Annotated in this window: 25 protein-coding genes and 1 pseudogene; 20 read left to right on the forward strand and 6 right to left on the reverse strand. The window is 70.0% G+C overall.

Going from position 1 to position 26,369, the window contains the following annotated elements; all coding sequences use genetic code 11:
- The first annotated feature begins 19 nt into the window (after nt 1-19).
- The gene (locus Pflav_RS08000) at nt 20-784 is read left to right on the forward strand and encodes a DeoR/GlpR family DNA-binding transcription regulator (protein WP_173034962.1); all 765 of its coding nucleotides are present in this window, start codon (nt 20-22) and stop codon (nt 782-784) included.
- A 198-nt stretch (nt 785-982) separates the two neighbouring features.
- Here the strand turns inward: Pflav_RS08000 and Pflav_RS08005 are convergent, their stop codons facing one another.
- On the reverse strand, nt 983-1,882 hold the full coding sequence (locus tag Pflav_RS08005) for a LysR family transcriptional regulator (protein WP_173034964.1): 900 nt from the start codon (nt 1,880-1,882) through the stop codon (nt 983-985).
- 111 nt (nt 1,883-1,993) lie between these two features.
- On the opposite strand from Pflav_RS08005, the gene Pflav_RS08010 reads away from it, so the two are divergent.
- The 13 genes from Pflav_RS08010 (at nt 1,994) to Pflav_RS08065 (ending at nt 12,013) form a co-directional block, all read left to right on the forward strand.
- The gene (locus Pflav_RS08010; RefSeq protein WP_173034966.1) at nt 1,994-2,782 is read left to right on the forward strand and encodes an enoyl-CoA hydratase/isomerase family protein; all 789 of its coding nucleotides are present in this window, start codon (nt 1,994-1,996) and stop codon (nt 2,780-2,782) included.
- On the forward strand, nt 2,779-4,326 hold the full coding sequence (locus Pflav_RS08015) for an acyl-CoA synthetase (RefSeq protein ID WP_173034968.1): 1,548 nt from the start codon (nt 2,779-2,781) through the stop codon (nt 4,324-4,326). The genes Pflav_RS08010 and Pflav_RS08015 overlap by 4 nt, the downstream gene beginning before the upstream one ends.
- On the forward strand, nt 4,323-5,168 hold the full coding sequence (ehuB, locus tag Pflav_RS08020) for an ectoine/hydroxyectoine ABC transporter substrate-binding protein EhuB (protein ID WP_173034970.1): 846 nt from the start codon (nt 4,323-4,325) through the stop codon (nt 5,166-5,168). The genes Pflav_RS08015 and ehuB overlap by 4 nt, the downstream gene beginning before the upstream one ends.
- A 7-nt stretch (nt 5,169-5,175) precedes the next feature.
- Complete coding sequence (locus Pflav_RS45095; protein ID WP_232071073.1) at nt 5,176-5,424, forward strand: hypothetical protein; 249 nt, start codon at nt 5,176-5,178, stop codon at nt 5,422-5,424.
- Entirely contained in the window at nt 5,337-5,861 is a 525-nt protein-coding gene (locus Pflav_RS08025) for an amino acid ABC transporter permease (RefSeq protein ID WP_232071075.1), read from the forward strand. Before Pflav_RS45095 ends, Pflav_RS08025 begins: the two co-directional genes overlap by 88 nt.
- Nucleotides 5,858-6,517, forward strand: coding sequence for an amino acid ABC transporter permease (locus Pflav_RS08030; protein WP_173034972.1), 660 nt, complete (start codon nt 5,858-5,860; stop codon nt 6,515-6,517). The genes Pflav_RS08025 and Pflav_RS08030 overlap by 4 nt, the downstream gene beginning before the upstream one ends.
- On the forward strand, nt 6,504-7,292 hold the full coding sequence (locus tag Pflav_RS08035; protein WP_173034974.1) for an amino acid ABC transporter ATP-binding protein: 789 nt from the start codon (nt 6,504-6,506) through the stop codon (nt 7,290-7,292). Before Pflav_RS08030 ends, Pflav_RS08035 begins: the two co-directional genes overlap by 14 nt.
- Before the next feature lie 10 nt (nt 7,293-7,302).
- Nucleotides 7,303-7,731: an aspartate/glutamate racemase family protein gene (locus tag Pflav_RS08040; protein ID WP_173034976.1), complete on the forward strand. Its 429-nt coding sequence runs from the start codon at nt 7,303-7,305 to the stop codon at nt 7,729-7,731.
- A 38-nt stretch (nt 7,732-7,769) separates the two neighbouring features.
- Nucleotides 7,770-7,985 carry a hypothetical protein gene (locus Pflav_RS08045; protein WP_173034978.1) on the forward strand — a complete coding sequence of 72 codons (216 nt, stop codon included), beginning with the start codon at nt 7,770-7,772 and terminating at the stop codon, nt 7,983-7,985.
- 49 nt (nt 7,986-8,034) lie between these two features.
- Nucleotides 8,035-9,312: a sensor histidine kinase gene (locus Pflav_RS08050; protein WP_173034980.1), complete on the forward strand. Its 1,278-nt coding sequence runs from the start codon at nt 8,035-8,037 to the stop codon at nt 9,310-9,312.
- Entirely contained in the window at nt 9,309-9,965 is a 657-nt protein-coding gene (locus tag Pflav_RS08055; protein WP_173034982.1) for a response regulator, read from the forward strand. Before Pflav_RS08050 ends, Pflav_RS08055 begins: the two co-directional genes overlap by 4 nt.
- Before the next feature lie 81 nt (nt 9,966-10,046).
- Nucleotides 10,047-10,940 carry an ABC transporter ATP-binding protein gene (locus Pflav_RS08060; protein WP_173034984.1) on the forward strand — a complete coding sequence of 298 codons (894 nt, stop codon included), beginning with the start codon at nt 10,047-10,049 and terminating at the stop codon, nt 10,938-10,940.
- Entirely contained in the window at nt 10,937-12,013 is a 1,077-nt protein-coding gene (locus tag Pflav_RS08065) for an ABC transporter permease (RefSeq protein WP_173034986.1), read from the forward strand. The genes Pflav_RS08060 and Pflav_RS08065 overlap by 4 nt, the downstream gene beginning before the upstream one ends.
- A gap of 10 nt (nt 12,014-12,023) precedes the next feature.
- On the opposite strand, the gene Pflav_RS08070 is transcribed toward Pflav_RS08065, so the two are convergent.
- On the reverse strand, nt 12,024-15,692 hold the full coding sequence (locus Pflav_RS08070; RefSeq protein WP_173034989.1) for an NB-ARC domain-containing protein: 3,669 nt from the start codon (nt 15,690-15,692) through the stop codon (nt 12,024-12,026).
- Between the two features lie 234 nt (nt 15,693-15,926).
- Here Pflav_RS08070 and Pflav_RS08075 point away from each other — a divergent pair, with 234 nt between their 5' ends.
- Nucleotides 15,927-16,604 (forward strand): response regulator transcription factor, encoded by a 678-nt coding sequence (locus Pflav_RS08075; RefSeq protein WP_173034991.1) that lies wholly within the window; start codon nt 15,927-15,929, stop codon nt 16,602-16,604.
- A 4-nt stretch (nt 16,605-16,608) separates the two neighbouring features.
- Here Pflav_RS08075 and Pflav_RS08080 read toward each other — a convergent pair whose 3' ends face one another.
- Complete coding sequence (locus Pflav_RS08080; RefSeq protein WP_173034993.1) at nt 16,609-18,015, reverse strand: sensor histidine kinase; 1,407 nt, start codon at nt 18,013-18,015, stop codon at nt 16,609-16,611.
- A gap of 102 nt (nt 18,016-18,117) precedes the next feature.
- Here Pflav_RS08080 and Pflav_RS08085 point away from each other — a divergent pair, with 102 nt between their 5' ends.
- From Pflav_RS08085 to Pflav_RS08100, 4 genes and pseudogenes are all read left to right on the forward strand, one after another.
- Nucleotides 18,118-18,969, forward strand: a complete 852-nt coding sequence (locus Pflav_RS08085) for an undecaprenyl-diphosphate phosphatase (protein WP_232071077.1) — start codon at nt 18,118-18,120, stop codon at nt 18,967-18,969.
- A gap of 278 nt (nt 18,970-19,247) precedes the next feature.
- Entirely contained in the window at nt 19,248-19,988 is a 741-nt protein-coding gene (locus Pflav_RS08090; RefSeq protein WP_173034995.1) for an RICIN domain-containing protein, read from the forward strand.
- Nucleotides 19,989-20,098: 110 nt separating this feature from the next.
- Nucleotides 20,099-20,686, forward strand: a complete 588-nt coding sequence (locus tag Pflav_RS08095; RefSeq protein WP_173034996.1) for an alpha/beta hydrolase — start codon at nt 20,099-20,101, stop codon at nt 20,684-20,686.
- A gap of 320 nt (nt 20,687-21,006) precedes the next feature.
- Nucleotides 21,007-21,788 (forward strand): annotated as a pseudogene (locus Pflav_RS08100) (SDR family NAD(P)-dependent oxidoreductase).
- A gap of 14 nt (nt 21,789-21,802) precedes the next feature.
- Here Pflav_RS08100 and Pflav_RS08105 read toward each other — a convergent pair.
- Nucleotides 21,803-22,549: an aminoglycoside phosphotransferase family protein gene (locus Pflav_RS08105; RefSeq protein ID WP_173034998.1), complete on the reverse strand. Its 747-nt coding sequence runs from the start codon at nt 22,547-22,549 to the stop codon at nt 21,803-21,805.
- 888 nt (nt 22,550-23,437) lie between these two features.
- On the opposite strand from Pflav_RS08105, the gene Pflav_RS08110 reads away from it, so the two are divergent.
- Complete coding sequence (locus Pflav_RS08110; protein WP_269474471.1) at nt 23,438-24,358, forward strand: dihydrodipicolinate synthase family protein; 921 nt, start codon at nt 23,438-23,440, stop codon at nt 24,356-24,358.
- A gap of 18 nt (nt 24,359-24,376) precedes the next feature.
- On the opposite strand, the gene Pflav_RS08115 is transcribed toward Pflav_RS08110, so the two are convergent.
- Together Pflav_RS08115 and Pflav_RS08120 are read right to left on the reverse strand one after the other, a co-directional pair.
- A complete protein-coding gene (locus Pflav_RS08115; protein ID WP_173035002.1) occupies nt 24,377-25,465 on the reverse strand; it encodes a Gfo/Idh/MocA family protein in 1,089 nt (362 codons plus the stop codon).
- Nucleotides 25,465-26,340: a substrate-binding domain-containing protein gene (locus Pflav_RS08120; protein WP_232071081.1), complete on the reverse strand. Its 876-nt coding sequence runs from the start codon at nt 26,338-26,340 to the stop codon at nt 25,465-25,467. Before Pflav_RS08120 ends, Pflav_RS08115 begins: the two co-directional genes overlap by 1 nt.
- Nucleotides 26,341-26,369: the final 29 nt, after the last annotated feature.

Below are 26,369 nucleotides of genomic sequence, written 5' to 3' on the forward strand. Positions count from 1 at the left end.
CGGCAGGGGAGGCGGAGCGATGACCGGCAACGAGCGACGCAGGGCGATCGAGGACCTGTTACGCGACAACGGCGAGGTCAGCGTGGAAGGCCTCGCGACCGCGCTGGCGGTGACCGCGTCCACCATCCGCCGCGACCTCGCCGAGCTCACCGCGGACAAGCGGATCACCCGCACGTACGGCGGCGCGGTCATCACCGCGCACGCCGAGCCGACCATACGCCACCGGTCCAGCCTCGCCACCGCGCAGAAGGACGCGATCGGCCGCTGGGCCGCCGCGCAGGTGCTGGACGGCGAGACCGTGCTGCTGGACGCCGGCACCACGGTCGGCCGGCTCGCCCGGCACCTGCGCGAACGGCCCACCATCACCCTCGTCACCAATGGGCTCACCGCGCTCGCCGAGATCGCCGACGGCGAGGCGGACGTACTCGTCCTCGGCGGCCACCTGCGCCGGATCAGCCAGGGGCTGGTCGGCCCGCTCACCGAGCTGGGCCTCAGGCGGCTCACCGCCGACCGGGCGTTCCTGGGCGCCGACGGACTCCATGCCCAGCACGGCATCTGCGAGGCGGAGCTGGCACAGACCACGATCAAAGAGCAGATGCTCGAACGGGCACGCGACGTATACGTGCTCGCCGACAGCAGCAAGCTCGGCCGGAGCCCGTTCAACGCGTGGACGCCCCTGGCCCGCAGCTGGACGCTCGTCACTGACGAAGGCGCCACCGCCGCCCAACTCGACCCGTTCCGCGCGCTACCCGGCGTCACCGTAGTCACCGTGCCCATCGACTAGAGACCTTTGGACTTGGGGTGGCCTCCGCGTCTTGTAACGGATACAAGGTCCAAATCAAAGAGATTGGGCTACCGCGATGTCCGTGGTGGTCCGGACCGTCGCTCCCGCGGCCTCACCCTTCGCGGTTGGGCAAGCTCACCCCAGGGCCGTGGTCGGCCGACCACGATTGCCTTGATCGACGCTACGACGGGCCGCCGGCTACGGAGCGGCATCGGGTTGCCAGCCGTCGTGGGCGCGTAGCGCGTTCAGCATCAGGCGGGTGGCGCCGCGGAGGCTGTCGTGGACCTCGCCGCGGCGGCGTACCACCGAGGTCCGCCACTCCAGGTCTTCCTGCGCCAGGGGCCGCCACACCACGCCCGGCCAGCGCAGCGCCGACGCCTCGACGTTGAAGCTCACCGCGGCGTCGACCACCAGCAGGCCGTCGACGATCCGGGACGCGTGGTGGATTCGCTGCGGCCGGTAGCCGTGCCGGCGGCAGATCGTGAGGGTCTGGTCGTAGAGCCCGGGGGCCATCGCGCGGTGAAACATCACCAGGGTCTGGCCGCGCAGGTCCGGCAGGCGGAGCCGGGACCGTGCGGCCAGGGGATGGTCGGCCGGCATGATGACCCCGAGCGGCTGGCGCAGCTGCCGCGACGGGCAGAGCCCCTGTGGCGGAAACGGGTGGCGCAGTACGCCGAGGTCGATGGCTCCCTCGCGCAGCAGTTGCACCTGCTCCGCCGTGGTCGCCTCCACCAGCTCCACCTCCAGGCCGGTGCGGCGTAGGCCGCCGGCGACCGCGGTGAGTACAGCGGCGGAGGTGTCGGCCGGGAACGCGATCCGTAGCTCGTGCGCGGCCGCCCGGCTGGGCCGGCTCATCGCGGCCGCCGCGGCGTCGAATGCGGCGACTGCCCGGCGGGCCGGCTGCTGGAGCCGCCGGCCGTGCTCGGTGAGCGTGACGCCGCGGGAGCCGCGCTCGAACAGCTTCAGCCCGAGCTCCTGCTCGAGGTCGGCGATCCGGCGGGACAGCGGCGGCTGGGTCATGCGGAGCCGCTCGGCGGCGCGTCCGAAGTGGAGCTCGTCGGCGACGGCGAGGAAGTACCGCAGGTGGCGGATCTCCACGGCCCGACGATACCAACCTGGTATCGACGTATCGGGATTGGTCTTGGACACGCCGATACCTGATTGGTCTTACTGGTCGGCAACCAGACCGCATCTGCCAGGAAGGTCGCCATGATCGGTATCCAGCCGGACGACCCGGATCCTTACTTGCTGACCAGCCGTGACGGGGAGGTCGCGGTCGTCACGCTCAACCGCCCGGCGAAGCTGAACGCCTGGACGCAGGCCGACCGCGCCGCCCTCACCCGGCTGCTGCGCGCGCTGGAGGCCGACGACGGGGTCCGGGCCGTCGTGCTGACCGGGGCCGGCGACGGCTGGTGCGCCGGGCAGGATCTGGCCGAGACCGCCGCGTTCGACCCGGCGGACCCGGCCGTGGCCCGGGACTGGCTGGACAACTGCGAGTCCCTCTACGACGCGGTTCGGTCCATCTCCAAGCCGACCGTGGCCGCGCTGAACGGCGTGGCGGCCGGGTCCGGCTTCCAGGTCGCGCTGCTGACCGACGTACGCGTGGCGCACGCCGGTGTCCTCATGGGACAGCCGGAGGTCCGGCACGGCATCCCTTCCATCACCGGCACCTGGGTCATCCGCGAGCACCTGGGCCTGTCCCGCACCAGCGAGCTGGTACTCAGTGGACGGTTGATGGACGCGGCCGAGGCGCGCGACGCCGGCCTTGTCCACCACCTCGTCGCGGCCGGCGACCTCATGCCTACCGCGCTGCGCGTGGCCCGCGAGCTCTCCGAACAGCCGCGCGACGCGGTCGCCCGGACCAAGTCCTGGCTGCGCCAGCTGACCGAGCCGGGGTACCGGCGGGCGTTCGAGGCGGCCCGGGCCGAGCACGGCGCGGCGTTCGCCGGTGGCGGGCCGCAGCACGGGATGCGCGCCTTCCTGGGGCGCAGCTCATGATCGTGCCGGAGCGGTACAACATGGCGGTCGACGTGCTGGCGGACCGCGACCCGCACGCGGTCGCGATGCTGTGGGCCGACCACCAGGGGGCTCGGCGGACCGTCACCTGGGCCGAGCTGACCGCGCTGACCGGCCGGTTCGGCGCCCTGCTGCGCGAAGTCGGCACGGGCCGCGGCGAGCGGGTCGCGCTGGTGCTGCCGGCGCTGCCGGAGACCGCGGCGGCGGCGCTGGGCGCGCTGCGGATCGGGGCGGTCATCGTGGTCATGTCGGCGCTGTGGCAGCGGGACGCGATCGCGTACAGGCTGCGCGACTGCGCCCCGACGGTGGTGTTCACCGACCGGGACCGCGAACCGGTGGTACGCGCGGCGGTCGCGGCGGCCGGTACCGGCACCGCTGTCGTCGTCCTGTCCCCGACCCTCCTCGACGGCTTGACCGAGGACGCCGAGGCGGTCGACACCGGCGCGGACGAGCCGGCCCAGATCTCCTACACCTCTGGTACGACCGGGCCGGCGAAGGGCATCGTGCACGCGCACCGCAGGCTCCTGGGCCACAACGAGTTCGACGTCTGCCACGACCTCCGCCCCGGCGAGGTGTTCCACGGCGCCGGTGACTGGGCCTGGTCGATGATGAAGCTGCTCGGCCCGTGGCGGGCGGGCGCCGTGCAGTTCGCGTACCAGCAGGGGCCTCGATTCGACCCGGTCGCGCTGTTTGCCGCGATGGCCGACCACGGCGTCACCAACCTCCTGCTCAACCCGAGTGTGCTGCGGCGGCTGCGGCAGGCGGCCCCAGACGCCGGCGCGCGGATCCCGTTGCGGCCGCGGATCGCGTGCAGCTCCAGCGAACCGCTCCCGGCCGACCTGCTGGAGTGGTTCCGCGACCAGTTCGGCGTCACGCTGCTGGACTACTACGGCTGCACCGAGTCGTACCCGATGGTCTCCAACCGGCCGGGACAGCCGGTGAAGCCGGGCTCCATGGGCACACCCACCCCCGGCTGGCAGGTCGCCGTGCTCGGCCACGACGGCGCTCCGGTGCCGCCCGGCACCACCGGCGAGGTGTGCCTGCGGGCCCGGTCCAACCCGCAGTACCCGCTGGGCTACTGGGGGCGGCCGGAGGCAAGCGCCGCGACGTTCGGCGGGCAGTGGTGGCACACCGGCGACCTGGCCCGCGTCGACGAGGACGGCTACTACTGGTACCTCGGCCGCGCCGACGACGTCATCATCTCCGCCGGCTACCGCATCGGCCCGTACGACGTGGAGAACGTGCTTGACGCGCACCCGGCGGTGAGCGCGTCGGCGGTGGTCGGTGTGCCGGACGTCGAGCGTGGACAGGTGGTCTGCGCCTTCGTCGTCCCGGCCGACGGTGTCGTACCCGACCAGCCGCTCGTCGCGGCGCTCCAGGCGCACGTGCGGGAGAAGTACGCGCCCTTCGCCTACCCGCGCCGCGTGGAGTTCGTGACGGCGCTGCCTACGTCTACCACCAACAAGACCCAGCGGGCCGAGCTACGCCGGCGGCTCGCCGACATACAGGAGGAGAGGACATCATGACGCGACGGAACGCGGCCGCGGTGCTCGCCGCCGTGGCACTGCTGGCGACCGGCTGTGGCGGCTCGGCGGGTGAGGGCGGGCTGCTGGAAACCATGCGCGGCGCGGGCTACGCCCGGGTGCCGCTGGCGCAGACCCCGCCCTACACGGCCATCTCGCCGAGCGGGGAGGCGTCGGGCTACATGGTCGACGTGACTCGACTGGTGCTGGGCAAGCTGGGCGTGCCCGAGATCCGGGCCACCTCCACGACGTACGACGCGATGATTCCCGCGCTCCAGGCGGGCCAGTACGACCTGCTGCCGGGCGCGCTGAACATCACCGAGGCGCGGTGCCGCACCATCCTGTTCTCCCAGCCGGTCACGGTCCAGCATGAGGCGCTCGCCGTGCCGGCCGACAACCCGAAGAAGCTGACCGCGTACAAGGACGTCGCCGCTGACGCGGCGGTGAAGCTGGCCGTGCTCAGCGGGTCGAGCCAGCAGGCCTTCGCCCGCGCCCAGGGCGTCAAGGCCGACCAGATGCTCGCGGTACCCGACGCGCAGACCGGTATCGCCGCGGTCACCGGCGGGCGGGCGGACGCCTTCGCGGCCGGGCAGTTCACGCTCCAGGCGCAAAAGGACGGCACCGGCGCCGCGATCGAGATCGTGGTCGACCTGGCCTCCAAGCTTTCCGGCGTCGGGATCGGCTTCCGCATGTCCGACCGGGACGTCCGGGACGAGTTCGACCGGGTACTCACCGAGCTGCGCCAGGACGGCAGCCTTCAGGACCTGTACACGAAGGCCGGCTTCACCAACGCCGACCTGCTCACCACCGCCACCCGGGCGGACATCGCCGCGGAATGCAAGTAGCGGCGCCGTGTCCGAGATCGAGCCCTACCTGCCCCGCCTGGCCAGCGGCCTGCTGACCACCTGCGGCATCGCGGCGGCGAGCATCCTGCTGGCCGCCGCGGTCGCCGTCGTGCTCGGCGCACTGCGCGCCAGCCGGGGACGCGCTCCCGCGCGAGCGCCGGTGCCGCGGTGGAGTTCCTCCGCGGCACCTCGGTGCTGGTACAGCTCTTCTGGGTCTACTACGCGCTGCCGTCGATCCCGGGCGCACCCAGCCTGACCCCCACCGTCGCCGCCGTACTCGTGCTTGGCCTGAACGGTGGGGCGTACGGCGCCGAGATCGTGCGCAACGGCATCCTCTCGGTGCCCGCCGGCCAGCTCGACGCCTGCCAGGCGCTCGGCCTGCGCCCCGGGGTCCGGCTGCTTCGCGTCGTACTCCCACAGGCGCTCGGGCAGATCGTGCCGGCCTTCGGCAGCATCGCCGTCGACATGGTCAAGTGGACGTCGGTGGTCAGCTTCGTCTCGGTGCAGGACGTCTTCTACGTCGGCAACGCGATCCGGGTCGACACCAACGAGACCGTCATCGTCTACATCGGACTCGCTGGCTGCTACGTGATCCTCTGTGTCGTTACGGCGCTGCTGTTCCGGGCCGTGGAGTACACGCTGCCGGTCAGCCGGGCCCGCCGCCACGTGCGCGTGTTGCGGGGTGCGCGATGAGCTGGGACTGGCGGTACGCGTGGCAGATCGTGCCGACGCTGCTCGACGGCGTGGCGCAGACGTTCCTGGTGACGCTGGTCAGTGCCACGATCGCGCTGCTCGGCGGCCTCGCCGTGGCCGTGACGCGGTGGCTGTCTCCGGCGGTGGTGCGCGCTCCACTGTGGCTGCTGGTGGAGCTGACCCGCGGGGTACCCATCCTGGTGTTGCTCTTCTTCTGCTTCTACGGCCTGCCCGGCCTCGGCCTGCGCCCATCCGCGTTCGTCACCGGCGTCGTCGTGCTCGGCGCGGTATACGCCGCCTATTGCTCCGAGGTGTACCGCGGCGGCCTGGCCAGCGTGCCGCCGACAGTGTGGGACGCGTCGGCGGCCCTGGGTCTGTCCACATTCGTCACCTGGACGCGGGTCATCCTGCCGACCGTGGTACGGGCCAACGTCGGCGCGCTGGGCAACTACGTCGTCATCCTGTACAAGCAGACCGCGCTGCTGTTCACCATCGGCGTGCCCGTACTGCTGACCAACGCGCAGGTGGCCGGCTACGAGTCGTTTCGCTACCTGGAACCGTTCACCCTGGCCGGGGTGCTCTACCTGCTGCTCAACCTGCCCTCGGTCTGGCTCGTCCGACGACTGGAGAAGAGGATGACCCGTGGCGGATTCTGAATCGGGGCGGCCACCGGCCGTCGAGTTCGACGCGGTGACCAAGCGGTACGGCCAGGCCCAGGTGCTCGACGGCTTCACCCTGAAAGTCCAAGCTGGACAGACGGTCACGCTCATCGGGCCGAGCGGATCCGGCAAGACGACCGTGCTGCGGCTCGCGATGGCCCTCGAGCGCCCCACATCTGGCGACATCCGCGTGTTCGGTGAGAGCGTCGTGTACGACGACCCGGCCCGTGGCCTGCCCATCTCCAAAGCCAACGCCGGTCGCCGCAGCCGCCAGATCGGCATGGTGTTCCAGCAGTACAACCTGTTTCCGCACATGACCGTCCTGGCCAACCTCACGCTCGCGCCGCGGACCGTGCTCGGCCTCCGCCGCGACGAGGCCGAGGAACTGGCCATGGAACATCTGGCCGACGTCGGCTTGCGCGACAAGTCGCACGCGTATCCCGGGCAGCTCTCCGGCGGGCAGCAGCAGCGCGTCGCCATCGCTCGCGCACTCGCGCTCCGCCCGAGGCTGCTTCTACTCGACGAGATCACGTCGGCGCTCGATCCGGAGCTGATCGGCGAGGTTCTGGAGGTGGTGCGCAAGCTGACCCGTACCACCGACATCACCACGCTGATCGTCACGCACGAGATGCGCTTCGCCCGCGAGATCTCGGACCGCATCGTGATGTTCGACCGCGGCGAGGTCGTCGAGGACGGCCTGCCGGCGCAGCTCTTCACCGCGCCCAGCTCGCCCCGCACCAGGGAATTCCTGCACTCGATCCTCGACCACTGAAGGAGGCCAGATGTCTGACATCGGTGTGATCCTGCTCGACAGCGACCTGTACCGGCCGGTCGGCGACGTCGGAAACCCCGACACGTTCGCCTTCCCGGTGCGCTACCACAGAGCGACCGGGGCGTACGCTCCGCACGTCGTCGAGCGTGGCGCGTCCGGGCTGCTCGACATCTTCGTCGCGGCCGGCCGTACGCTCGTCGGCCAAGGCGCGCGGGCGCTCTCCACCTCGTGCGGCTTCCTCAGCATCTACCAGCGGCAGATCGCCGATGCGACCGGCGCCACCGTCGCCACCTCCGCCCTTCTTCAGGCGCCGCTGCTGCTCCGGATGCTCCCCAGCGACGCCCGGCTCGGCGTGGTCACCGCGAACGCCGCGAGCCTGAGCGACGCCCACCTCGAAGCCGCCGGCGTCACCGCGGGGAGCGGCCCCGGATCGAGCTGATCGGCCTTGAGGAGACCGCACACTTCTACCCGACCGTCGTGCTCGGCCAGGGCCGCCTCGACCCGACCCGCGCCGCCCCCGAAGTCGTCGCGGCCGCCACCGAGGCCGTCGCCCGAGACCCCGGCATCCGCGCCTTCCTCCTCGAGTGCGCCAACCTACCGCCGTACGCCGCGTCGATCCGCTCCGCGACCGGCCTCCCGGTCTGGGACATCAGCACGATGCTCACCTGGGTACACCAGGGCCTGAGTGGATGACGCGGCGTCGGTTCGCGGCTTGGCCGGCGCATGTGTCATCGTCGCGGGCATGAGCGTCGAACCGACGGCATGGCGTCGGCCCGGGCCGACGGGGGAACAGCGACGCAACGACGTCTTCGTCGGGGTGGCGGTCGCGGCGGTCGCGCAGCTCAATTTGGTATTGACGACGAGCGCCGGCTATTTCGTCCTGGGCGCCCCGCCGAGCCGGCTGGAGCAGGTCTTGTGGACGCTCGCGGTCACACTGCCGCTGGCGGTGCGCCGCCGGTGGCCGGCCGCCGTGGCGATCGTGATCTCGGCCGCCTTCATCGTGGCACAAGTTCGTCACTCGCCGGAGCAGCAGGTGTCCAACGGTGCCCTCTATGTCTCGATCTACACGCTCGGCGCGTGGGGCCGTGACCGGCGGTGGGCCCGGTGGGTGCGGATCGCCATCATCGTCGCGATGTTCGCCTGGCTGGCCATCGCGATCGGCATCTCCGCGTCCGACGTGCCCGAGGGCGCCTTCTCCAACGCCGCCGGTCCGGTGGAGCCGCTGCTCGCGACCATCGCCAACGGGGTGCTGCTCAACGCGCTGTTCTTCGGGTTCGCCTACCTTTTCGGCGAGACCGCGTGGATCTCGGCCCGCCGCCGGCATCAGCTGGAGGTGCAGGCGCAGGAGCTGCGGCGGTTGGCGGCGGAGGTCAGCGAGCAGGCGGTGATCGGGGAGCGGGTGCGGATCGCCCGTGAGCTGCACGACGTCGTCGCCCACCACGTGTCGGTGATGGGCGTGCAAGCCTCGGCCACGCGCCGGGTGATGGACCGGGATCCGGCCAAGGCGCGCACTGCGCTCGCCGCGGTCGAGCAGAGCGCCCGCACCGCTGTCGACGAGCTGCGCCGCATGCTCAACCTGCTGCGGGCGACCGGCGACGTGGAGGAACGGCCCAGCGGGTCCGGTGTGGACCGCCTCGACGCGCTGGTCGCCAACGCCCGCGACGCCGGGCTCACGGCGACACTGGGTGTGTACGGTGAGCCGGTGCCGCTTCCTGAGTCGCTGTCCCAGGCGGCGTACCGCATCGTGCAGGAGGCGGTCACGAACACGCTCAAGCACGCGAACGCGTCCGTGATCGACGTGCGCGTCCGGTACCACGCCGCGGAGCTGGAGGTCGACGTCACCGACGACGGCCACGGCGCCCCGCCCGGCGCACATGCTGGGGTCGGGCTGGGCCTGATCGGCATGCGGGAGCGGGTCGCCGCACACGAGGGCACGCTGGAGGCCCGCTCGCGCTCCGGCGGCGGCTACCGGGTGCGGGCCCGCTTCCCGCTCGCCCAGACCGAGGCGGTGCCGGCGTGATCCGGGTGCTGGTGGCCGACGACCACCACCTCGTGCGGACGGGGTTCCGGGTCATCCTCGAGATCGAGGAGGACATCGAGGTGATCGGGGAGGCATCCGACGGGGCGCAGGCCGTCGACCTCGCCGCCAGCGCCCGCCCCGACGTGGTGTTGATGGACGTGGAGATGCCGGGCGTCGACGGGCTCGAAGCCACCCGCCGCATCGTGGCCGCCGACGCCGGTTCCTCCGTGCTGATCCTCACCACGTTCGACCGCGACGACTACCTGTTCGCCGCGCTACAGGCCGGGGCCAGCGGCTTCCTGCTGAAGAACGGAACCCCGGAGGCCCTGGTCGACGCCATCCGCGTGGTCGCTCGCGGCGACGCGCTGCTGGCCCCCGAGATCACCCGCCGGGTCATCGCGACGTTCACCAAGCGGGGCGGACCCACCCGCACCGACGGCGCGCGGCTGTCCGAGCTGACCCCGCGCGAGCAGGAGGTGCTGGTACTGCTGGCCGGCGGTGCGACCAACGCCGAGATCGCCGCGACGCTCCTGCTTGGCGAGGCCACGGTCAAGACCCACGTCAGCCGGGTCCTCGCCAAGCTGGGCCTGCGCGACCGCACCCAGGCCGTCGTGTTCGCGTACGAGCACGGGGTCGTTACGCCGCGCGGCTGACCCGGGTCCGTCGCGCGGGGGACCTCGACGATCGATCCCACGTCGGAGGCGCCGGCGGTCCGGCCTGCCTAGCGTCGAGACATGACACAGTTGCTGCGTCTCGACGGGCTGAACCGGGCCTTCGGCGAGCGGCAGGCGCTCAAGGACGTCACGTTCGACGTGGCGCCGGGACGGCTGACCGGCTTTGTGGGCGCCAACGGCGCCGGCAAAACCACCACCATGCGGATCATCCTCGGCGTGCTCGCCGCCGACTCCGGCACGGTGACCTGGGGCGGCGCCCCGCTCACCCGGGCCGACCGGCGGCGCTTCGGCTACATGCCGGAGGAGCGCGGCCTCTACCCCAAAATGACGATCCGGGAACAGCTGACCTACTTCGGCCGGCTGCACGGCCTCGACGCCGGCGCGGTCGCGCGGAACATCACCAGCCTGCTCGACCGGCTGGGGATCGGCGAGCGGGCCGACGAGCAACTGGAGAAGCTGTCGCTGGGCAACCAGCAGCGTGCCCAGATCGCGGCCGCGCTGGTGCACCAGCCGCAACTGCTGGTCCTCGACGAGCCGTTCTCCGGCCTCGACCCGATCGCCGTGGACACCGTCGTGGCCGTGCTGCGCGAGCAGACCGCACGCGGCGTACCGGTGCTGTTCTCCAGCCATCAGCTCGACGTGGTCGAGCGCCTCTGCGACGACCTGGTCATCATCGGCGACGGCGCCATCCTCACCGCCGGCCGCCGTGACGAACTCCGCGCGGCGTACGCCCTGCCCAGGTACGAAATCCGGGTCGACGGCGACGCCGGGTGGCTGCGTGACCAGCCCGGCGTGACCATGATCGACCTCGACGGGCCGCGCGCGGTCTTCGACCTAGACACCGGGGTCGAGGAGCAGTCCGTGTTGCGGGCGGCGCTCAACCGTGGACCGGTGCGCGCGTTCACCCCCGTCGCCCCGACGCTGGCCGAGATCTTCCGGGAGGTTGCCCGATGACCACGTTCGACACCGTCCGCCTGGTCGCCGCCCGGGAGATCCGGGTCAAGCTGCGCGACAAGACGTTCCTCTGGAGTACGGCGATCTTCCTGCTCATCGTGGTCGCCTCGACGGTGCTGCCCGGGTTCCTCGGCGGTGGCGCGTCGTCGGTGGCCACCGCCCCCGGCCCGGCCGCGACCGCGCTGGCCGACGCCGGCCTCGACGTCCGTACCGTCCCCGACGACGCCGCGGCCGAGCGGCTCGTCCGCGACGGCGATGTCGACGCGGCCGTGGTCGCCGGCCCACGGGTACTGGCCATGGACGACGCGCCCTCCGACGTCGTGAACGCGCTCAGCGCGCAACCGCCCGTCGAGTTGCTCGACCCGAACGCCGTCGACCAGACACTCGCGTTCCTCGTCCCGTACGCGTTCGCGTTCGTCTTCTTCATCACCTCGCTGACGTTCGGCCTCCAGATCGCCCAGAGCGTCACCGAGGAGAAGCAGACCCGCGTGGTGGAGATCCTCGTCGCGACCATCCCGGTGCGCGCGCTGCTGGCCGGCAAGGTGATCGGCGGCGCCGTGCTCGCGTTCGGGCAGATCGCGCTGATCACGGCGGTGGGCATCGTCGGCGCCCGGCTGGGCGGAGCGCCGGACAACGTACTGTCGCTGCTCGGCCCTGCGATCGGGTGGTTCATCCCGTTCTTCATCGTCGGCTTCGTCATGCTGGCGGCGCTGTGGGCGGCCGTCGGCGCGCTGGTCAACCGCCAGGAGGACATCGCCGGCCCGTCGATGCCCATCCAGCTGGCGATGATGCTGCCGTTCGTCGCGGTCATCGCCCTCCAGGACAACCCGGTGGCGATAAAGCTTCTGTCGTACCTGCCGGTGTCCTCGCCGACGGCGATGCCGGCCCGGCTGTTCGCCGGGGAGGCCGCCGGCTGGGAGCCGCTGCTGTCCCTCGCGATCCTGGCCCTCACCGCGGCCGCGATGGTGTTCGTGGGGGCCCGAATCTACGAGGGCTCGCTGCTGCGCACCAACGGTCGCACGAAGATGGCGACGGCCTGGCGGGACCGCGAGGCGGCCCGGCTGGCCAGCTGACCACGGACCGTTAGGGGCGGAACGTGAGTTCGTACAGGCCTCCGTCGCCGCCGACGGTGAGGTGCTGGCCGTGCGGGTTCCATGAACAGGCTGTTACCGGTTGTTCGACGCGCATCATTGCTTGGGCTTTGCCGGTGGCCGCGTCCCAGATTCGCACTGTGCGGTCGTTGCCGGTGGTGGCGAGGTGGGCGCTGTTCGGCGAGGCGGCTAGGGCGTTGACGGACCCGGTGTGACCGGTCAGGACGGCCCGTGGGCTGCCCGTGGCGGCGCTCCAAACGTGCACCGCGTTGTCGCCGTTGGTGGTCGCGAGCCAGCTTCCGTCAGGTGCGATGATCGCGTTCTTCAGGTGTCGTTGGCGGCTTGCCAGCTGCGTGTGTTGCCTGCCGGTCCGGGAGGACCAGGTGCGTACGGAACCGTCCTCGCCAGCTGTGGCCAGCCAGGTCCCGTCCGGTGCGACCACTAGCCGGCGTATGCGGCCGGTGGCCCGGTCCAGGGCGGCACGCCTCCGGCCGGTGGCTATGTCCCAGATCCGGACCGCGCCGTCGGTGTCCGCGACGGCGAGCCAGGTGCCGTCGGGGGCAGGGGCGGCCACAGTGGGCGAGCTGGGGCCATAAAACATCGTGAGCCGGTGGCCGGTGACGGCGTCCACGACATGGATCGTCCCGTCATAGTTGGCGATCGCGACCCACTTCCCCGCGGCTGAGATTGCTGCGACACGATGCCAGTCGATGCGGCCGTACGCGGTCAGCGGCTGGCGTGCGCCGGCGATCCACAGGCGTGCGAATCCCTCGCCGCTGGCGGTCACTACCCAGGTGCCATCCTTGGCGGTTGCCACCGTGCGGGCGGAGTCGAGGTGGCCGGTGGCGATGATCCGTGGGTGACTGCCGCGGCGATGATCCAGGATTCGGACTTCGCCGTCGGTCGAGGCGGTGACGAGCCAAGTGCCGTCTGGGGCGATGATCACCGCATTGACCCGCCGCATTCGCCCGGTCAGCTTGACGGGTTGTTGTGCGGTGTTGGTGGTATCCCACAGTCGCACCGATCCGTCGTCGCTTGCGGTGGCGAGCCAGGTGCCGTCGGAGGCGATAGCGATCGCATTCACTCTCGCGGTGTGGCCGAGCAGGGTGGCGCGCTGCTGAGCTTTCGCCGCGTCCCAGGTCCGCACAGCGCCGTCGTCGCTGGCGGTGGCCAACCATGTCCCGTCCGGGGCGATGGCTACCGCCCGTACCCTGTCGGTGTAGCCGGTGAGCGTGAAGCGTCGCCTGCCCGTGCCAGCGTCCCAGACTCTTACGGTTCGGTCGTCGCTTGCGGTGACAAGCCAGGTGCCGTCGGGCGCGATCGCCACCGAGTGCACCCGCCCGGTATGGCCGGCCAAGGTGCCGCGTCGCCGACCGGTCGCCGCGTCCCAGGTGCGGACGGCGCCGTCGTCGCTGGTGGTGACGAGCCAGGTGCCGTCGGGGGCGATCGCCACCGCGCAAATCCACCCCACATGGCCGGGGATGAAGAAGCGACGCTGCCCAGTGCGAATGTCCAGGACCAACAGCAGGTCACGGGTGGCGGTGGCCAGCCAGGTGCCGTCGGGAGCAATCGCGAGCACGTTTGCTCGTGCGGTGCGCTTTGCCACCAATGCTCGCTGTCGGCCGGTGCTGGTGTCCCATGTCCGGACGGTCTGGTCGGCGCCGGCGGTGGCGAGCCAGGTGCCGTCGGGAGACATCGCCAGCGCGTTGATGCGGCCGGTGTGGCCGGTCAGCGTGGAGCGGTGCTCGCCGGTGACAGCGTCGAGGATACGTACCGTGTTGCCGGCGGCGACCGCGAGCCACGCACCGTCTGGGGCGATCGCGAGCGTCTTGATCGGACCGGCGTGGCTGATGAGGGTACGTCGCAGTGCCGGGTCGGCAAGGTCGGGAAGTGGCGTCCGGGTAACGAGGGTTCCGCTCGGTCGACCAGGCAGCAGCCCGCTTATCTGGCCGCCCCATTCAGGGTCGTGTCCGATCCGGCTGTACAGGATGTCGATGCGCGAGTGCGCTGGTTCGGTGGGTTCGAGCAGGTGCGCGGTTTGGCCGAGCAGCCGCCTCAGCCGCGCGGTCCGCGCGGTGTCGATCAAGGTTAGGTCGGCGTATGGCGCGGTCGGCCCGGACTGCTCGATGCGATGACCGACCCAACGCAGGTCTGTGGCCATCGCCTCGGCCTCCGCGCTCCGCTCCGCGGCGAGGAGATGTTCGATCAAATGATCAGAGAGGTATCTCGCGGAGTCGGGCAGGTCCCACCAGGTGTGGATCGTCCTCGATCCGGCGTCGAGCGATCCGGACTCGAGCGATTCCGCCGGTGCGACCACTGGTAGTCCTGTGGCGACCGCTTCCAAAAACGTGCGGTGCAGGGCGGCGAGGCGGGCTTGGCCGAGCTCACCCTGTAGGTGTTCGCGTAGGACGTCGTGCAGGCTGATGGTGCCGCCGTCGTCGGTTGGGGTGAGCGTCAGTAGCGCCAGATCGGCGAGCCGAACGCATAGCACGTCGGTAGCCAGCGGATCCAAGCCACCGGTGCCCTGCCATAGCTTGTGAACGAGCCATACGGGCACCGTCTCGTCCTCGGCGAAGATCGCTAGCTCGGCGAAGCGCTCGCGTTCCGCTGACGTGAGAATCCCGGTGCTCGCCTCGATCGTCGCGGCGATCGCTTCCTTGCGCTGCCCCGGATCGGCGACGTCCAGCTCACGGCCGGCCGCCCCGGTCAGTTCGTCAACCTCGAAGGCGCCGCCGAGACGAAGTCTGGTCAGCAACGCCTCGGCCGCGGCGGTGGTCGTGGTACGCAGCCGCAGCTGGTCGAGCAGGATCTTGTTTACCAGCCGGAGCAGCAGCGGCCACCGCCCGGTCTCCACCAGCAGCCCCGCCTCTACCGGTGACGGCAGCGGTGGCATATCGGCGGTCAGGACCGCCCGAGCCTGCGCTTCCGACATCTGATCCACCTTGACTGGTATTCCCTGCGCTCTGACGAGGGAAGGAACCCTGGTGGTCACCAGGCGGGCGCAGCGCCCGGCCATCGGAAAGGCGTCAAGCTGATCCTCGAACCACACATCGTCGAGGATGATCAACCGGCGCGAGCCCAAGGCCAGCACCGCCGCGAGATGCTCTGCTGCCTGGCGCAGGTCGGTGAACGACTCGGCCCGGCCCGGGTTCACCTGCCGGACGAGATCGTTGACCCTGGTCACGAGCGCGCCCTTACGAACGTCGCGACCCAGCGTCACCCAATACACGCGGCCCCGAAACCGGCGCAACACCCGCCGATCCGCCCGAACCAACTTCGCCACCGTGGTCTTGCCGAACCCACCGGCGCCGTGGACCGCCGTCGTGATCCCCACGGTCCCGCCGTCCCCGCGTCGCAGGGCGGCAACGATCTGATCCACCTCGACCGGGCGATCCACTACCCACGACTCCGGACGCTGCGCCACCGGCACCAGCGACACCAGCCCGCGCTCGTACCGGTGCTGCGCCCACCACACCAACAGGCCCGAGGCAGCCACCGCCACCGTGGACCCGGCCAACCACCACAACGGCCGCGACTGCACCATCGGCAGCCACCGGCTGCCCCCGACGCTGGCGACGTTTACCGCTACCGCCGCCACGGCCGCGGCGACTGCTGCGACAAGACCCGCGACGACGAGGAACGCGAAACGCCACCACCGCACGACCGCACCGCCCCTCGCCGCAGGCTACCTATCCAAACCGATCAGCCACCGCCAGTCATCACCCGTGCCGACACAGTAGACAAACAACTCCACGCCAACCTGGCTCACTGATCACATGCGTCCCCATCCGGTGGCCGTCACGGTGGCCGTCCCCGCGCCCAGGTGACCGCCGGTCCTGTCGGCATCGCCGTGCCCGGCCTGGCAGGCTGGCGGGTAGCCGGGGCAGGAGGTGCGATGCGGGTACTCGTGGTCGAGGACGAGGTCAGCCTGGCCGAGACCGTGCGTGAGGGTCTGGTGGGGGAGGGCTTCGCGGTCGACGTCGTGCACACCGGGCCGGACGGGCTGTGGGCGGCGACCGAGCATCCGTACGACGTGGTGGTGCTCGACCTCATGTTGCCCGGCCTGAGCGGCTACGAGGTCTGCCGCCGCCTGCGTGACCGCAAGGTGTGGACGCCGGTGCTGATGCTGACCGCGAAGGACGGCGAGTACGACCAGGCCGACGCGCTCGACCTGGGCGCCGACGACTACCTGATCAAGCCGTTCTCGTTCGTGGTGCTGGTCGCTCGGCTGCGCGCGCTGGCCCGGCGCGGCGCCCCGGAGCGTCCGGCCGTGCTGACCGCCGGCGACCTGGTCGTCGACCCGGCACGGCGGCAGGTCACCCGGTCCGGCCGGGACGTGAAGGTGACCGCGCGGGAGTTCGCGCTGCTGGAGCTGCTGATGCGGCACCGTGGCGACGTGGTGTCCAAGCGGTCGATCATCGACAACGTGTGGGACATGAACTTCGACGGCGACCCCAACATCGTCGAGGTCTACGTCAGCTACCTGCGCAAGAAGATCGACCAGCCGTTCGGCCGGACCGCGATCCAGACCGTACGCGGCGCTGGCTACCGCCTCGCCCCCGACGGCGGCTGACCATCTACCTGGTGTGATCGGCTTCGGCGGCCGGTAGCGGTAGCCGGATCTGGAGCACCGCCCCGCCGCCGTGGTCGAGGCCGGGCACCTCGCCGGTCACGGTGATGTCACCGCCGTGCGCGGTCACGATCTCCCGCGCGATCGGTAGGCCGAGCCCGGAGCCGCCGTCGCCGCGGGTGCGGGCGTCGTCGAGGCGTACGAACCGGTCGAAGATCCGCTGCCGCTGTGCGGGCGGTACCCCCGGGCCGTCATCGCCGACGAGGAGGTAGGCCGAACCGCGCGCGGCTCGTACCACGATCGTGATGCGGGAGCGGGCGTGGCGGGCGGCGTTGTCGACGATGTTGCGGACCGCCCGCTCGAGTTGGTGGGCGTCGGCGCCGATCCGCACCGGATCGATCCGGGCGTGCACCGCCAGGTGCGGGTGCTGGGCGATCAGGCGGTCCCGCTCGCGGTACGCGATGTCGTCCAGGTCCACGTCGGCCCGGCGCAGGGTGAGGCCGTGCTCGTCGACGCGGGCCAGCAGCAGCAGGTCGCCGACCAGCCGGCCGAGCCGCTCCGCCTCGCCCCGCATCCGTTGCAGCTGGGTGCGGTGCGCGGAGTCGGCGGCGAGCAGCAGGTCGAGGCCGACCTGGATGGTCGCCAGCGGGCTGCGCAGCTCGTGACTGGCGTCGGCGACGAAGCGGCGCTGGGCGTCGGCGGCGGACTCGAGCCGGTCCAGCATCCCGTTCATCGTCTCGGCCAGGGCGGCCACCTCGTCCCGCGCAGCCGGCACCGGCACCCGGGCGTGCAGGTCCCGGCCGGTGATCGTGGCCACCCGGCGGCGGATCGACTCCACCGGCCGCAGCGACCGGCCCACGAACACGAACGTCGCCAGACCCACCACCAGCACCAGCAGCGGCATCCCGACCAGCAGGGACCGGGTCACGAGCTCGATGCTCTCGTTGATCGGCCGCCGCGACTGGGCGACCACCACGATCCGGTCGCCCCCGCTCGTGGCTACGCCTTGGGAGAGGATCCGGAACGGATCGTCGTCGCTGACCGGGATCGTCCGCTCCTCGAAGCGGCGCTGTCCCGGCGCGGGGCGTTGCGCGGTTATCGGCGGCACGGCGGCCAGCTCGGGCGAGGCGGCGATCACCGCGCCGGACGGGTCGAGGATCTGGATCAAGGCCTGGTCGTTCGGGTCCGGGCGGACCTCCTCGAGCGGGTCCTCGCCGGCCTGGAGCGCGACGGCGGCCTCGTCGGCGCGCAGGGCGGCCGCCGCGTCGACGTTGTCGGTGAGCGTCGACCTGGCGGTGGCCACGAAGATCAGGCCGGCGACCACGACGGCCACCGCGACAACGCACGCGGCGGCGAGCGCCGACCTCAGCCGTACCCCGCCCAGCCGCGACCACCACCTGGCCCGCTCTGCCATAACCGCAGCGTAGAGCGGCAAACCTGAGGATTCGCTGGTGGAGACCGCCGCGCTTAAGGCTCCTCTCAGCTATCCCACGCCACCTTGTGACGATGCGGATAGGTGCGGGGTGAGGCTGTGCAGTGGTGGCAGACGATTGTCCTCGGCGTCGTCGAAGGCTTGACCGAGTTCCTTCCGGTGTCGTCGACCGGGCACCTGACGATCACCGAGAACCTGATGCACCTCAAGACCGACGACCTCGGAGTCACCGCGTACACGGCGATCATCCAGGTCGGGGCCATCGTCGCGGCCATCATCTACTTCTGGCGTGACATCGTCCGCATCGTCGTGGCGTTCGTGACCGGCCTGGCCAGCGCGGCCGGACGGGAGCAGCCCGCCTGGCGGCTGTCGGTCGCGGTGGTGCTCGGCTCCATCCCGATCGCCGTGGTGGGGCTGGCCGCCAAGAGCGTCATCGAGTCCACGCTACGAAGCCTGTGGTGGGTCACGGCCGGGCTGCTGCTGTGGTCGCTGGTCATGGTGTTCGCCGAACGGGTCGCCCGCCAGGCGCGCAAGGAACGTGACGTCACCGGCAAAGACGGCATCGTCATCGGGCTGGTCCAGTGCGTCGCGCTGATCCCCGGTGTCTCCCGTTCCGGCGCCACCATCTCGGCCGGCCTGCTGCGCGGCCTCGACCGGGTGACCGCCACCCGGATGTCGTTCTTCCTCGGCATCCCCGCACTGACCGCGGCGGGCATCCTCGAAGCCTTCTCGGCCCGCGACGACGTGGCATCGACCGTCGGCTGGGGGCCGACCGCCCTTGGCGCGGTCGTCAGCTTCGTCGTCGCGTACGCCTCGATCGCCTGGCTGCTGCGCTACGTCTCCAGGCACTCGATCGTGGTGTTCGCCGGATACCGAGTCGCGCTCGGCCTGCTACTGGCGGCCGGGCTCGTCACCGGCGCGCTGTCCGCGACCTGAGCCAGCCACCCCACGTTCAAGGGCTCTTTCAGCCGCAGTCTGGGACGTTAAACGTCGGCAGGCTCTGACCAGGCAACACGCCAGCGCGCAAACCCTCGGTAGCCACAGTGGACAGTGTCCGCTGTGGCTACCGGGCCGTTCGGCCGTCGGCGACGGGGGATGGCGGGTCAATGGCGGGTCAACGGCGGGTTCGCGACGTGTCGCCGGGAGCCGCCGGGCCCCGAGCATGGTGTCCGCGGGTCGTGCTGTCGACCCGTTGACATAGACAGGAGCGACGCATGAAACGACGTTCCACCCGGGTATCCCTGGCTTTGGTCTTCGGCCTGCTGCTCTGCATGCTCGTCCCCGGACCTTCCGCGATGGCGGCGAAGCCGGTCGGCGCCACGACGCCCGTGACAGCTCCGGCAGCGCGCACAATGGCGCTCAAGGCGCCCGCCGCGAACGCCGCGGACGACAACCTCGCCTACCCGCTCGCCACCCGGGTCGGCAGCGGCTGTGCGGTTGCGCAGGGCAGTGGCAACGTCTGGGTGAACAAGGCCCAGTGCTATCTGCAATTCGCCGATCAGCACTGGCGGTTCGTCGATGTGGGCGAGGGCTGGTTCGAGATTCAGAACGCGAACACGCCCGCCGGCGCCACCCCTCGGTGCCTGGTGGTCCAGGGCAAGGCCGGGGAGTCCCGCGCTTTGGTCTTCCCATGCGCGGGCTTCGCCGACCAGCACTGGAAGAAGACGTGGGCCCCCAACGGCTTCCAGCTCAGGAACCGGTACAGCGACCTGTGCCTGGTCATGCGGGTCAACAACGCCGACGCCCGGCAGGTGAAGTGCGACAACAGCTTCGCCGACCAGGTGTGGTTCCACGGCATGCCGAATGCCCCGACCAAGTCGCCGAACTCCAACCTCATCCAGCCCGTGTATTTCCTGCACGGCTACGACTCGAGTACAGACGGGCCGGACGGCGAACAGTACTGGGGCAACACGATGGCACAGTTTCGGCAGGTCCCGGTGGCCCGGGCAACCTGACCGGCGCCTTCGGGCAGACGTGGACCTACTGCTATTACAGCCACGCCCGCAACTGTCGGGTCAAAGACCAGAACGGCGACCGGGAGGACACCATCAAGACCCTCGGCTCGGTGTTTGCCTGGGATATCTTCTACCGCTTCTCGTCACACAACGTGGCGGTGGACGTCGTCGCCCATTCGATGGGCGGACTCGTGGCGAACGCGGCGATTACCGGCGTGCAGAGGGGTGATCCAGCCTTCCCGCCGTACCTGTACGTCGATGACGTCGTCGCGATCGCTACTCCATGGAACGGCGTGACTGTCCCGGGCGCTTGTCAGCATTCCACCGTGCAGTGCGCTGAAATGCGTGGGGACGCGCCGACGCTCAACTGGCTCAACGAAAACGCTCAGGCGTCGAGCGGGACGGACTGGACGTTGGTCGGGATCGAGGATGATGGCGTCGTCCATTCGAGCAGCGCCATCGCCCGCAATCGCCCGAGCTATGGCCATAAGCTCGTCTACCACTGGAATCAATTCGGCTGGAACCCCGTCGATGTTCACTCGAACTTCCGCTTTGACAACGGGCGGAAGACCTACATGTACTGTGACTACTACAGGTCATGTGACATGAACGGCGAACTGTCGACCTTCACGCAGGACGGCGTCGGCAATCCGATCGAGAGGGCGCGGATGGCGGTCGCCTTCCACGGCTTGTACTAACCGTGGCGCGTCGGGTCGCGCTCGTTGTCACGGGCGCGACCCGCTCGCTTGGCTGGTTCGGCGCAGTACGGTCAAAACGAAAGGCCGCGAGGTCGCGGCACGCAACGCGCTGGCCCTCGTCGCGGAGCCACGGCCGATCCCGCACCCGGCGCAGAGATCGGCAGTACCGGATGCGCGCTCATCGGCATTTGAGGGCGTGGTCGGCGTGCGGACCCGCCGGGTGAAGTCTTGGCCGGCGCCTGCTTGACTGGCCCGGTGGAGCTATACATCGACGCTGGCGATCGCGGGGAGAATGGCGGCAAAGATTCTGGGGAGTGGTGATGCGGCGATTCGAGGGCAAGGTCGCGCTCGTCACGGCGGCGGCGCAGGGGATCGGGCAGGCCGTCGTGCGGCGGGTCGCCGCTGAGGGCGGTGCGGTGGTCGTCACGGACCTGCGGGAGGACGCGGCCGCGGCGCTGGCTGAGGAGGTCGGTGCGGAGCTTGCGCTCGGGGTCAAGGTCGATGTCACCTCACGCGGCGACGTCGACGCCGCGGTCGCCGCGGCGGTTGGGCGGTTTGGCCGGCTCGATCTGTTGGTGAACAACGCGGGCGGCTGCATCGTCACCTCGGTGCCCGAGGACACCTCAGCCGAGGACTGGCACCGTCAGCTCGACTTCACCCTCGTCGGCGCCGCCCGTTGCATCCAGGCGGCCATCCCACACCTGGTGAAGACTCGCGGCAACGTCGTCACGATCAGCTCGGTAAACGGCATCGCGGCCTTCGGCAACGTGGAGTACGCCGCGGCGAAAGCCGGCCAGATCGCGATGTCGCAGAACTACGCCGCCCGGTACGGGCCGCTCGGCGTGCGCTTCAACGTCGTCGCCCCGGCACCGTCCGGACACCGAATTGGGACTCCCAGCCGGACGCGCTGGAGAGGCTCAAATCGATGTACCCACTCGGCCGCGTCGGCGAGCCAGAGGACATCGCCGCAGCGGTCGCGTTCCTCGGCTCCGACGACGCCGCGTGGATCACCGGACACACCCTGCCCGTAGAGGGTGGCGTACTGACCGGCCCCAACCCGATCGACCTGAGCCCGCCCGACACGCTCCACAAAGGCTTTTAGCAACCGCTGCGGCCTCACATCCGGGATCTCAGCACGTCGAACTCGCAGCCGGGCAGGGATGGGTCGAAGCCGTGCTCGACCAGCCAGCGGGCCGCCACCAGGCTGCGCCACGACCACCATCCGCGGATCACGTCGAGGTCGACATCGGTGCCGTAGCCGGTGACCACGTCGTCAAGGTGCTCCTCGTGTCCGAGCGTCAGGACGGCGAGGTCGTAGTGGGCGTCGCCTTGGGCGGCCTCGGACCAGTCGATCACGCCGGTGATCTTGTCGTCGTCGACGAACACGTGGGTGATCTGTAGGTCGCCGTGGATGAACACGGGTTTCCACGGCCGTAGCGCTGCCTCGGCAACCTCACGGTTACGGGTGACCAGGTCGGGGGGAAGGACACCGTTCGTGACGAGCCATTCGCATTCGCCGTCGAGGCGGGATGCGAGCTCGTCGAGGCGCCGGCCGGGCCATGGTGGCAGGGGCGCGTCGTGCAGCGCCCGTGCGGCCGCACCGGCCGCGGCCCAAGCCGCCGACGACGCGGGCGACGGCTCGCCGAGGCGGCCAAGTGCCATCCCGGGCAGGGCGACGAGCGCGAGCACGGGCGGCTTGCGCCATAGGACCTGCGGGGTCGGGATCGGCGCCAGGGCCATCGCTTCGACCTCGACGTCGGTGCGTGTCTGATCAGCGTCGATTTTCAGGAACACATCACCGACACGCAGGGTCGCCCGCTCGTCATGGGCGACGACGACCTTGACCTCTTCCACGCCGGCCATTATCGCGGGTCGATCGGCGACGCCGCCTCGGGTTTATCGCGCACGATTCGAAATCTCGACCTTCACCCGGTGCCCGCTGACATGGCCGGCGGCGCGCTCGCATCTGTGACCTTCACCAGTGACCCAGCCGCGACCGCAGGCCGCGTCCCCCTGGCCGGCATGGCCGGCGGTGGGGAAGGCGATGTGGGTAGGGCTGGCGCTATTTCAGCAGCATGGCCTTCGACAGCGCGGCACACATGCCCATCTGCCGCGTGCGCTGACCTGAGCTGGTCGAATCGTGACCTTTGGTCCCCGATCATCGCCGGGCGCGCGCCGCCCGTTGCGCTGGTCGCGGATGGCCGGCCTTGCCGCAGGGGGTATGGCCTTGATCGGTGAGTGCTCTGGTCGTCCGTGGCGATCTGTTGCCCTTGCGGGGGCAATTTTTCGCCACGGACGCGGCGGGATACAGCGCCGCTGTGCCGATCAAGGAAGGTCTGCGGCCTGATCAGGCCCAACCTTGACCTCGCTCGACGGCTGGGCTTGGACCGCGGACTCGGCAGTGCAGGTCGGGGATCTCGGCGAGCGCCAGCGAGCCGCCGACCTGCACGGTGCCCGCGGGAGCATACGGTCAGCGACTGACGCGGACCGGGGCAAATATCCATCTCAAGAAAATGGCGAGGGCCGGCTCAAGGGATGCCGGCGCTGTTGCCGTCGGAGCCGCCTCCGCCAGGCCGCGGATGGACCGGGTCGTGGTGGAGGCCTTGGGTTGCCACATTGTGTTTGGCGTTGCCGAACACAATCGCGCCCGGTGGTATGGGCCGGCAACTGTTCTCATGCCTACGATTTGCCGGTGGGCCGCATTAGCTCTTGCCTACGCCATTCTTACTGACCACATAGGAGCGTCCGGACGTGCCAAAACCCTCGTATGACGGTGTCATCGCCTCCGTCCCCGTACCGATGAGTGCCGACATGGAAATCGACCTGGCCGCGCTGCGCTCTTATCTGGCGTGGCTTGAGCCGCAGGGGGTGACGGGCGTTGTCGTGAATGCGGACACGGCCGAAGGTGCGCACCTGACGAGCGACGAACGCGCCCAGGTGGTCGCCGCCGCGCGAGAGGCCGTGGGCGGGCGACTGCCTGTCATTTCCGGCTTGATCTGCGCCCGGACCTCCGACGCGGTCACGCTCGCTTCGCAACTGCGTGACGCGGGCGCGGACGGCTTGCTGGTGTTCAATCCACCGTCGTTTCTCGGTCAGCCGCTGCCCACAGACATGGTCCTGCGGTACTTCGAACCGATACGCGGCATCGGGCTGCCACTGATCGGTTTCAACTTGGCAGCTGACCTCGGAGGCTCCGTTCTGGACACCGGCACCATCAAACACCTCATCGACGAGGGCCTCATAGACGCAATCAAGGAAGCATCGTTCAACCCCGTGACCTACATCCAGAGCAGGGACGCGGTGCGCGCGGCGGGCCGGCCGGTGGGCTTCCTGTCCGGATGCGACAACTTCATCCACGAGTCGTTTCTGCTGGGGGCCGACGGCGCCTTGCTCGGCTTTGCGGCGCTGGCCGCACGGATGACCGTCACGCTGTTGGATCTCGTCAAGTCCCATGCGTTCGATGAGGCGGCGAAGTTGAACGCAGAATCGGTGCAGCTGTTGGCTGCGACCTTGTATGGACCACCGATGCGCGACTCTCGGGCACGAATCAAGGAAGGCCTTGCCGCGCTCGGAGTCATCGACTCGACAGTGGTACGGCCGCCGCTCATGCCGCTTTCCGCACCGGACCGGGACGCGGTAATCGCTGCGATGAGGACCGCTGGGCTTTTGTGAGAACCGGCCCGCCGTCTTTCAGCGGTCGGTAAGGACGGGCGTCGCCGAATCGTAGACGCCCGTCCTACAGGCATCGATGATGCGCAGTGTGTGGATGGATTCCTCGGGTGGGTACGCCAACGGGCTCTCACCCGTGACCGCGCGATGAAACGCCGCCAGTTGAAGTGCGTACTGGTCGAGATCCGCGAACCGCTCGATCTCCACTTCACCCGCGCGCATCAGTCTGAGCTCGAGCGCCGGCTCGGCCGGCACGAACGGCGGGGACGCGAACGGGCGGGTCACCGAGATCGAACCGGTGGTCCCCGCGACCTCATAAGTGTTGCGCGGCGTGACCGTAAGCCCGCAGTCGATCACCGCGAGCCGCTCATCCGGGAACCGCAGGAGAATGGTGCTCAGCTCGTCGGCGCCGGTTCCGGGCAGCTCGACAGTGACGGCCTTGACCTCCAAGGGCTCGCTGCCGAATATCCACCTGGCCGCGCTGATCGGGTAGATGCCCACGTCGAACAGCGCACCGCTTCCCGGCGATGACAGGAACCGGATGTTGTTTTCGGGTTCCGGGAGGCTGACGGTGAAGCTCGCGCGGAACAGGCGGGGTCGGCCGACCGCTCCTGACGCGATCAGTTGGCGCACGCGTTCATGCTGGGGGTTGAACCGCGCCATCATCGCTTCCATCAGCACGACTCCCGCCGAGGCACAGCGCTCGGCTGCGCCGGTGGCCTCGGCGGCACTTGTAGCCATGGGCTTCTCGCACAGGACATGCTTGCCCGCCGCGGCGGCAGCCGCGATCAGCGTCGCGTGATGATGATTGGCGACCGCGATGTAAACGGCGTCGACGTCATCGGACCCGAGCAGCGCCTCGTATGCACCGGCACCGGCGTGCACTCTGGGCCCATCGAGAAGGTGGCGGCGAATCTCGCCGGCGTCGGCACGCTGCGACGCGACGGCGACCAGGCGACCCGAAGCTGATGCGGCGAGAGCCGGGACAAAGGCCCGGCGCGCGATGTCGGCCCACCCGATGACGCCCCACCGAATCGGGTTCCGGCTCCGGGCCGGAGTCTGGCCCCCGCCCGGGGCCGGAAGACCGGCCCCGGTGTCAGACAATTCCATCAGAACGAGAACTCCAGGTACTTGTCGACGTTGGTCTTGTCGACGACGGCCGACCTCAGCTGGATGTAGTTGGGCATCTCCAACTCCCAGGCTTCCTCGAGCCCGCGTCCTTGTGCGATCAGCCTGGCGATGTTGACCGCCGTGCCAGACATGGTCGGCAGATAGAGCGCGGTCCCCTTCCACAGGTTTTCGGCTTTGATCTTCGTCATCACCGCACGCGTGCCTCCGCCACCGACGAGGAACATCCGGTCCTGCCATCCGGCGTTGCGGATCGCCGCCTCGACGCCCACGCCCTGGTCGTCGTCGTGGGTCCATACGGCGTCGATCTTCGGTTGACCTTGCAGGATCTGCGACATGACCTTCTCACCCGTGTCCGGCGTGAAGTTGGCGGCCTGCTGCGCCACCAGCTTCACGTCCGGGTACTTCTTGAGTGCGTCGGCGAAGCCCTGGCTGCGCTCCTTGGTGAGCTGGAGCCCGGAGATCCCTTGAATCTCCACGACGTTGCCCGCCTTGAGCGTCTTGCCGATGAATTCGCCAGCCGCGGCACCCATTCCGTAGTTGTCCCCACCGACCCAGGTGCGGTAGGCCAGCGGCGAGTCGAAGATGCGATCCAGGTTTATCACCGGGATGCCGGCGTCCATCGCCCGCCGAGCGACCGCGGTCAGCGCCTGTCCTTCCTGCGGAAGAATGACCAAGACGTCGGGCTTGCGGTTGATCAGCGTCTCGACCTGCGCCACCTGCTCGGCCGAGGTCGCGTTGGACTCGGTCAGGAGCAACTCGACGTCTGCCCATTTCGCGGCGGCCTTCTTCGCGTTCTTGCCGATCTCGGCGACCCAACCATGATCGGCGCCCGGTGAGGAGAACCCGATCGTCACGTGCTTGCCGAGTGTGGTCGAGTCGCCGC

It is taken from the genome of Phytohabitans flavus (assembly GCF_011764545.1).
Taxonomy (GTDB): Bacteria; Actinomycetota; Actinomycetes; order Mycobacteriales; family Micromonosporaceae; genus Phytohabitans; species Phytohabitans flavus.